Below are 7382 nucleotides of genomic sequence, written 5' to 3' on the forward strand. Positions count from 1 at the left end.
TCAATTTTTCCTTGTAATAAAAGCCACTGAACTTGTGGCTTTTATTACTGCTACTATGAAAATTTTTCTGTTTCTATTCACTTGTAAAGTTTTTCTCATTGTTTCGTATCAATCCTATTAGAAAAAAATTTTATATTTTTACGTGCTGTAGATAAGAAGGTTCAAAATATGAGAATTAGTTCCATGATTATAAAACAAATTTTATAGTATTAGTAAAGACAAATACGTCACTCATATCAAAGAGAGTGAATAGAAATAAAAATGATTTTTTATTTCTATTCACGAGTAAAAACTTTCACTTTAATCCTTCCCATTCTGCGAAAAATTGGGTTAAATATTCTTTCATAAATTCATGTCGCCCTTTTGCGATTTCACGAGCTTCGGGAGTATGTAAAGTGTCAGATAAAGTTAATAATTTTTCATAAAAATGTCCAATGGCAGTATCTTCAAGTTCATGAGCTTTTTCTAATACTTCTTGAGTCTCTCCTGTATAAATCGGACGTTGGTGTGCACCTGAATAAACAAAAGTACGAGCAATCGCAATTGCACCAATAGCATCGAGTCGATCCGCATCCTGAACAATTTTGTCCTCAATTGTAATAGGTTGTATCGGATTTTTCCCATTACGAAAGCCAACTGCATCAATAGAATAGAGAATTTTTTCAATTAACTCTTTGGTTAATCCATGTTGTACTAATAAATCTCTCACTTCTAGTTTGGCTTGTTCTACATTAGAAACAATTTTATGATCATATCGATCGTGAAGTAGTGCAGCTAATTCAATCTGTAATGGATTAGCTTTAGGATAATGTGTAGCAATTTTTTGGGCATTTTTCCATACTCTCTCAATATGATACCAATCATGCCCAGTAGTTTCTTGGGTAAAAAATTTTTTCATTTCTTTTTGAATCTCAATAATGATTTCTTTTTCGTTCATTCTTTTTCCTTTCCCATATCGAATAAAAAGACTTTTGGAATTCCAAAAGTCTTCTTTAATGATTAATGTAACACTTTGTTTAAAAAGTCTTGTGTACGATTATGTTGCGGATTTTTAAAGATTTGTTCCGGTGTACCATCTTCCACAAGATAACCGCCATCCATGAAGATTACACGGTCACTTACTTCACGGGCAAATCCCATTTCGTGGGTTACCACAACCATTGTCATCCCATCTTTTGCTAATTGTTGCATTACTTCTAATACATCCCCAACCATTTCAGGGTCAAGAGCAGAAGTTGGTTCATCGAATAATAACATTTTTGGCTTCATTGCTAAAGCACGGGCAATGGCTACACGTTGTTTTTGACCACCAGATAATGTTTTTGGATAAACGTCTGCTTTATCTTCAAGTCCAACCATTCCTAATAATTCTAAAGCGTGTTTGTCTGCATCTTCTTTTGTTTCACGTCCTAATTCAATAGGAGCTAATGTAATATTTTCTTTAATTGTTAAATGAGGAAATAAATTAAAGTGTTGGAATACCATTCCGATTTCTTGACGAACAAAGTTTAAATCTGTATTTTTATCGGTTAAATCATATCCATCAACAATAACTTTTCCTGCTGTTGTTTTTTCTAGACGATTTAAGCAACGTAAAAATGTTGATTTTCCAGATCCAGATGGACCGATAATACAAACGACTTGTCCTTCTTCGATTTCTAAATCAATCGATTTTAAGACTTCTAATTCACCATAATTTTTTTTAAGGCCTTTTACTTCGATAATTGCCATCTTATGCTTTCCTTTCTAAACGTGCTGAAATTTTTGTTAATAGAGTAATAACGATTAAGTACATCATACCAACAATAAACCACATTGAACTTGATTGTAAGTTTCTTGCAATAATTATTTTACCAGTTTGTGTTAATTCTACAAGTCCTATAATTGATAAAATTGAAGTATCTTTTAAAGTAATGACAAATTGGTTAATAAATGATGGAACCATTAAACGAATCGCTTGCGGTAAAATAATTTTTTGCATTGATTTGTAATATGGTAATCCTAAACTCATCGCAGCTTCGCTTTGTCCTTTATCGATTGCATTAATACCACCACGAACTATTTCAGCAATATATGCCGCAGCATTTAATCCTAATGTTGAAATAGCAGCAACTGTTGCATCTAAACGAATATTAAATGCTTGTGGAATCCCAAAATAAATAAAGAATGTTAAAACAATTAGTGGAATACCACGCATAAAATCAATATAAAGTGTTGCAATTGTTTCTAAAATAGAAATACGACTAGTTCTCATTAATCCTAAAAGAACACCGATAATAGTTGCAATTGCTAGTGAAACAAATGTAATCCAAATGGTATTCCATAATCCACTTAAAAGAGTTGGAGCATTTGTTTTTAATAATCCTAACAAGCTTGTATCTTCAGTAGTGGCAGTAGTAGAATCATCTGTTCCGATATATTTGTTTAAAATTTTATCATATTCACCATTTGCTTTTAGAGTTGATAAGCCACGATTAAAAGCTTCAATAAATTCAGTATTTTGATTTTTTAATACCGCAACTCCATATTGAGTTACTTGTTCTTTATAAGATGTTAATGTCATTGGTAAGTGATTGCTGCGAATTGCATAACCTAAAACTGGATAATCTTCAAAAGTAGCAACACTATTTCCACTGACTACATCTTGATACATATTTGCTGAATCTTCAAATGTTGAAATTGTAAAACCATATTGCTCTTTAATAGAAGAAGCAAAACTTGCGCCTTGTGTCCCAATCTTAACAGCTACATTTTTTCCACGAAGTTCTTCGTATGTACTAATATTACTTGAAGTACTTACTGCCATTCCAATACCGCTATCAAAATAAGAATCTGTGAAATCAAATTTTTGTTTTCTTTCATCTGTTATACTCATTCCTGCAATAACCGCATCTACTTGTCCAGCTTCTAAAGCTTGAACGGCAGCATTAAAGCCAAGAGCTTTAATTTCAATTTCAAAATTTTCTTCTTTTGCAATTTTATTGATTAAATCCATATCAATTCCAACATAATTTCCAGAAGTATCTTGAAATTCAAATGGAGCAAAAGTTGTATCTGTGGCAATGGTATATTTTTTTGTCGAAGCTTCGATTGGAGTAGAGATAAGGAAGAATAATATTCCTAATAAGCTAATCCAGAAGCTCTTTTTCTTCATGTTCATGTTTAAATTCATAAGATCCTCCATATTGTTAAATATTAATGTGAGCCTATTTTACTAGACTCTTAACAAAAAAACAAAAAACAGGTCTCATGTCATGTTACATTTTCTGACATGAGACCTGTATCTCTGACTAATCGTTTTTTAAATGATGATTCAAATCACTTAATAATTGAATCATGGTATCTAACCGTTGTTCCATTCGATGCAGTAAATAAATACTCATTGCAATAGGAAATCCCACATTGCTAATTAAAGCAATGAGTGGTTGTAAAATATCTGCTTCCATGAAATCACCTCCTATATTAAAAAAGGAAATTCCATAAAAAAATTACCCCCATAAAGGAGGTAATGCGTTAATTTTGTTGTTCTAAACACTTTTGAATCGCTTTGGCGACTCCACCATGTTTGTTATCGTCTGTTTGATATTTAGCAGTGGCCATAGCTTCTTGATTAGCATTTCCCATTGCTACACTATAACCAGCAAGTTTTAACATAGAAACATCATTTGAATTATCACCAATTGCAAAAACTTCATTCATTGAAATTCCTAAAGTATTCGCATAATAGTAAAGAGCAATTCCTTTTTGAGCATCTTTATGAGTTACTTCAATATTTGTTTTAAAAGAAGAAGTAACAACTAAATTAGGAAGTTTTTGTTCGACATAAGATTTAATTTTCATTAATGAATCTTCAGCTTCGTAATTGGAAGTTAAGACTTTATAAATTTTAATCGTTGGATCGTCTAAAACTTCCTCGATATTAGAAACATCTGTTGCATCAAAAAGTTTTTTTAATTTATCAAGTTCAGCTTCAAATTCTTCAGGAGTAAGATCTGGATGATTTTCTTTAAAAGTAGCCACTTTTTTTGCAAATTTTTCTTTAAAATGTAAGGAGAATAATCCTTTAGATGTCATTATATCCCAATTGTTATGATGCAATTCGATTTTTTGAACAAGATTACGTGTATCTTCATGAGAAAGTGTAACTTCTTTTATAATTGTACCATCTTCTTGATAAATAACAGCACCATTTAATCCAATAACGGGGCATTGAATATTTGCAGGTTCTAAGCAAAGGGAAGCTTGATAGAAATCTCTTCCTGAGCAAATGACAAAGGGAATATTCTTTTTCTGTAAATAGTGAACCATTTTAATATTGTCCGGATGAATTGTAGAATGATCTTGTAAAATTGTCCCATCCATATCACTGGCAAATAATCGAATCATACATTCTCCTTTTTCGCTTCTTTTATATGTTGGCGAAGTGTTGATAGATGTGCTTGAATTCTTTTGATACGAGGTTGACTCATATGTTTGAAATTTTGTACATCTTCTATAATATCCTGAGAAATTTCTTTTACTTGAGGGATAACATAATATTGTAGTTGTTTTACACCGTGCTGAATAACAGGGACACCTGTACTAACAGTGGATATCTCTTCGGATAATGTTACGATATTGTCGTATAATTGTTCACGGTTTTTCTTACCATTTTGTTTTGTTGTGAGTAAGGCAATTGTTCCACCGACAATACTTCCAAAAAGTAATCCTTTTACGAATTTATTCATAAGTTTTTTCTCCGTTTTAAATATTTTTACTGATTATTTTACATGTTTAGCAATATTTTGTGCGATACTTGCTAATTCTTCGTGAGAATAGTCGTGAGTTTCCCATTTTAATCCAAAACCTTCTTCGTGTTTGTAACGAGGAATTAAATGGATATGAGAGTGGAAGACACTTTGGAAAGCAACTTCTCCATTATTATTTAAAATATTAACTCCTTTTACTTCAGGGTTCATTGCTTTTAAAGCACGAGCGATTTTTGGAATTCTACTAAATACGGCTGCAGCTAATTCTTCATCATATTCAAAAATATCTTTTACGTGTTTTTTTGGAACGACTAATGTATGACCAGGTGTTACTTGTCCTAAGTCTAAAAAGGCAATCACAACTTCATCTTCGTAGACAATGTGTGCCGGAATTTCTTTAGAAATAATTTTATCAAAAATACAATCTGACATAATAAAAAACCTCCTAGATGTTTATAGTCAAATCGTACCACGAGAGTTGGTAGAATGCAATGTAACGATTCATTTTTTCTTTAAATGAAAGTTTCTAGGAACTAGACTGAATTTTTGATATAATAATGCTAAATTGTGTAGGATTGGAGAAAGTTATGACATTAAAAGTAGATCATATAACAGCTGGTTATACTCAAGTTCCTGTCATTAAAGAAGTTTCTTTTGAAGTACAATCAGGAGAAATTTGTGGACTCATTGGGTTAAATGGGGCAGGAAAAAGTACAACAATTAAATGTATTACAAATTATATTCAACCATTTTCAGGGAAGATTTCGATTCAAGGGCATACTGCTGAGGAAAGTGTCAGAGATTATCGAAAATTGATTGCAGTGATTCCGGAGACGCCTGTTTTATATGAAGAATTAACCTTTAGAGAGCATATCGAATTAACAGCTCGTGCGTATCAACAAGATACGCCAGAAACAATGCATCGTGCGATGGAATTAGTAGAGCAATTTCGTTTAACAAAACAATTAGATTGGTTCCCTGCTTATTTTTCTAAAGGAATGAAGCAAAAGGTACTCATTGTTTGTGCCTTAATGTTAGACGTTCCGTTATATGTGGTCGATGAACCATTTTTAGGATTAGATCCATTAGGAATTCGTACATTATTAAATGTTTTAAAAGAGAAAAAAGAATCAGGTGCTGCAATCTTAATGTCTACGCATGTGCTAGATACTGCAGAAAAATATTGTGATCGTTTCATTGTATTACATGATGGATTGGTTCAAGCACAAGGAGATTTAGAAACGCTTAAAGGAGAAGTTCAAATTGATGAAACTTCATTAGAAGACGTGTATTTTGCATTAACAATGAATACAGGTGATCATCATGAATAGTGAACAATTGTGGGGAAGTCGTTTTAAGACTTATCAGAAAAAAGTAATGAAATATGCCAAATATATGATGAATGATCATTTTATGATTGTGTTTTTTTTCTTATTTGGTTTTCTATTGTTTCAATATTCAACTTGGTTAAAAACGATTCGTATTTTAGAATGGCCGTTGATATTATTTATCAGTTTATTATTAGCTGTTTTTCCATTGTTTGGTGAAATTGCTACTTATGTGGAAGAGGCTGATGTCCACTTTTTAAGTGTCATTGGTGAAGATTTTAAACCTTATTTTAAACGTGCGATTCGTTATAGTTGGATTTTTCCATTAGTGTTGAATGGTATTGCAACAATTTTTGTGTTGCCAATTTTTATGCAAGCATATGGAAATGGAACAATTCCATTCATAGATATTTTTGTAACGCTATTATCACTAAAAGGATTCCATTTTATGATTCAAAAATCAATTTTTGAAGGAAAGTTACCGAAAAATTCTTTTTATAATGTAGCACTATATTTAGTGAATAGTATTTGTTTATTTGGAATTCTTTCTTTTATTCCAAAAGTGTTTTCTTTATCGATGACACAAGTCTTGGCAGTTCTTGCATTTGGACTTTATCGTTTTGCGTCTGCTAAACCGGTACATTTTCAGTGGAATGAAATGATTCAAAACGAACAAGCACGTCAACAAAGAATTTTCCGAGTGATTGCTTTATTTGTAGATGTACCATTTTTAAAGAAACATCAAGCTAAACGTAATCAATCATTAGATATTTTTGTTAAACACCTAACACCGAATCGGATTCACCCATATCGTTACTTATTAGTTCGAACAGCTTTAAGAAGTTCCAATTATGCTACGGTTTTACTTCAAATGATTATCGTAACAGTTTTGTTATCATTTGCTAGTTCGATTTGGTATTGGATAATGGTAATTCAGTCGATTATGATAGTAGTGATTTGTTTCCAATTTGCTTCTTTATATCAACATCCAAAAGCTCATTCGATTTATATTCATTCCTTATATGAACCAACGGAAATGATGGATGATTTTATTGGAGTCGTTTTACAATTGGTACTTGGATCAAGTGTGATTATTAGCATATTAACAGCTTTAGTTTCAAAAAATATTTTTGTATTGGCAGGACTTGTATGGTATCCTCTGCTGTCAGCTGCTTTCTTATACGGGTATTTAAAACCACGTTTAAATCGTAAAAAGAAAAGACGTTAAAAAAGAAATAGAATTTTACCTATTGTTAGGGTATCATACATTTGTGACAAAAAAGAATAAAAAAAAGAGAACCAATGT

Annotated in this window: 9 protein-coding genes; 2 read left to right on the forward strand and 7 right to left on the reverse strand. The window is 31.6% G+C overall.

Annotated features, from left to right (window positions below; translation table 11 throughout):
- Positions 1–295: 295 nt before the first annotated feature.
- The 7 genes from RYL55_RS02225 to RYL55_RS02255 form a co-directional block, all read right to left on the reverse strand.
- Positions 296–937, reverse strand: a complete 642-nt coding sequence (locus RYL55_RS02225) for an HD domain-containing protein (RefSeq protein WP_315006894.1) — start codon at positions 935–937, stop codon at positions 296–298.
- Between the two features lie 62 nt (positions 938–999).
- The gene (locus RYL55_RS02230; protein WP_315006896.1) at positions 1000–1731 is read right to left on the reverse strand and encodes an amino acid ABC transporter ATP-binding protein; all 732 of its coding nucleotides are present in this window, start codon (positions 1729–1731) and stop codon (positions 1000–1002) included.
- A 1-nt stretch (position 1732) separates the two neighbouring features.
- Entirely contained in the window at positions 1733–3172 is a 1440-nt protein-coding gene (locus RYL55_RS02235) for an amino acid ABC transporter substrate-binding protein/permease (protein WP_315006898.1), read from the reverse strand.
- Positions 3173–3290: 118 nt separating this feature from the next.
- Entirely contained in the window at positions 3291–3446 is a 156-nt protein-coding gene (locus RYL55_RS02240; RefSeq protein WP_314112597.1) for a YvrJ family protein, read from the reverse strand.
- 67 nt (positions 3447–3513) lie between these two features.
- Entirely contained in the window at positions 3514–4386 is an 873-nt protein-coding gene (locus tag RYL55_RS02245; RefSeq protein WP_315006900.1) for a Cof-type HAD-IIB family hydrolase, read from the reverse strand.
- Positions 4383–4727: a YtxH domain-containing protein gene (locus RYL55_RS02250; RefSeq protein WP_315006902.1), complete on the reverse strand. Its 345-nt coding sequence runs from the start codon at positions 4725–4727 to the stop codon at positions 4383–4385. The genes RYL55_RS02245 and RYL55_RS02250 overlap by 4 nt, the downstream gene beginning before the upstream one ends.
- Positions 4728–4760: 33 nt before the next feature.
- On the reverse strand, positions 4761–5180 hold the full coding sequence (locus RYL55_RS02255) for an HIT family protein (RefSeq protein ID WP_315006904.1): 420 nt from the start codon (positions 5178–5180) through the stop codon (positions 4761–4763).
- Positions 5181–5335: 155 nt separating this feature from the next.
- Between RYL55_RS02255 and RYL55_RS02260 the strand changes: the two genes are divergently transcribed.
- Positions 5336–6079 (forward strand): ABC transporter ATP-binding protein, encoded by a 744-nt coding sequence (locus RYL55_RS02260; RefSeq protein WP_315006906.1) that lies wholly within the window; start codon positions 5336–5338, stop codon positions 6077–6079.
- On the forward strand, positions 6072–7304 hold the full coding sequence (locus tag RYL55_RS02265; protein WP_315006907.1) for an ABC transporter permease: 1233 nt from the start codon (positions 6072–6074) through the stop codon (positions 7302–7304). Before RYL55_RS02260 ends, RYL55_RS02265 begins: the two co-directional genes overlap by 8 nt.
- Positions 7305–7382: the final 78 nt, after the last annotated feature.

Source organism: uncultured Granulicatella sp. (genome assembly GCF_963515615.1).
Lineage (GTDB): Bacteria > Bacillota > Bacilli > Lactobacillales > Aerococcaceae > Granulicatella.

What these genes read in the sequence shown, in the direction of transcription:
- RYL55_RS02255 (WP_315006904.1), bottom strand. Translation starts at nt 5,180, where the DNA reads ATGTCAGATTGTATTTTTGATAAAATTATTTCTAAAGAAATTCCGGCA.
- RYL55_RS02235 (WP_315006898.1), bottom strand. Translation starts at nt 3,172, where the DNA reads ATGAATTTAAACATGAACATGAAGAAAAAGAGCTTCTGGATTAGCTTA.
- RYL55_RS02245 (WP_315006900.1), bottom strand. Translation starts at nt 4,386, where the DNA reads ATGATTCGATTATTTGCCAGTGATATGGATGGGACAATTTTACAAGAT.
- RYL55_RS02240 (WP_314112597.1), bottom strand. Translation starts at nt 3,446, where the DNA reads ATGGAAGCAGATATTTTACAACCACTCATTGCTTTAATTAGCAATGTG.
- RYL55_RS02260 (WP_315006906.1), top strand. Translation starts at nt 5,336, where the DNA reads ATGACATTAAAAGTAGATCATATAACAGCTGGTTATACTCAAGTTCCT.
- RYL55_RS02225 (WP_315006894.1), bottom strand. Translation starts at nt 937, where the DNA reads ATGAACGAAAAAGAAATCATTATTGAGATTCAAAAAGAAATGAAAAAA.
- RYL55_RS02265 (WP_315006907.1), top strand. Translation starts at nt 6,072, where the DNA reads ATGAATAGTGAACAATTGTGGGGAAGTCGTTTTAAGACTTATCAGAAA.
- RYL55_RS02250 (WP_315006902.1), bottom strand. Translation starts at nt 4,727, where the DNA reads ATGAATAAATTCGTAAAAGGATTACTTTTTGGAAGTATTGTCGGTGGA.
- RYL55_RS02230 (WP_315006896.1), bottom strand. Translation starts at nt 1,731, where the DNA reads ATGGCAATTATCGAAGTAAAAGGCCTTAAAAAAAATTATGGTGAATTA.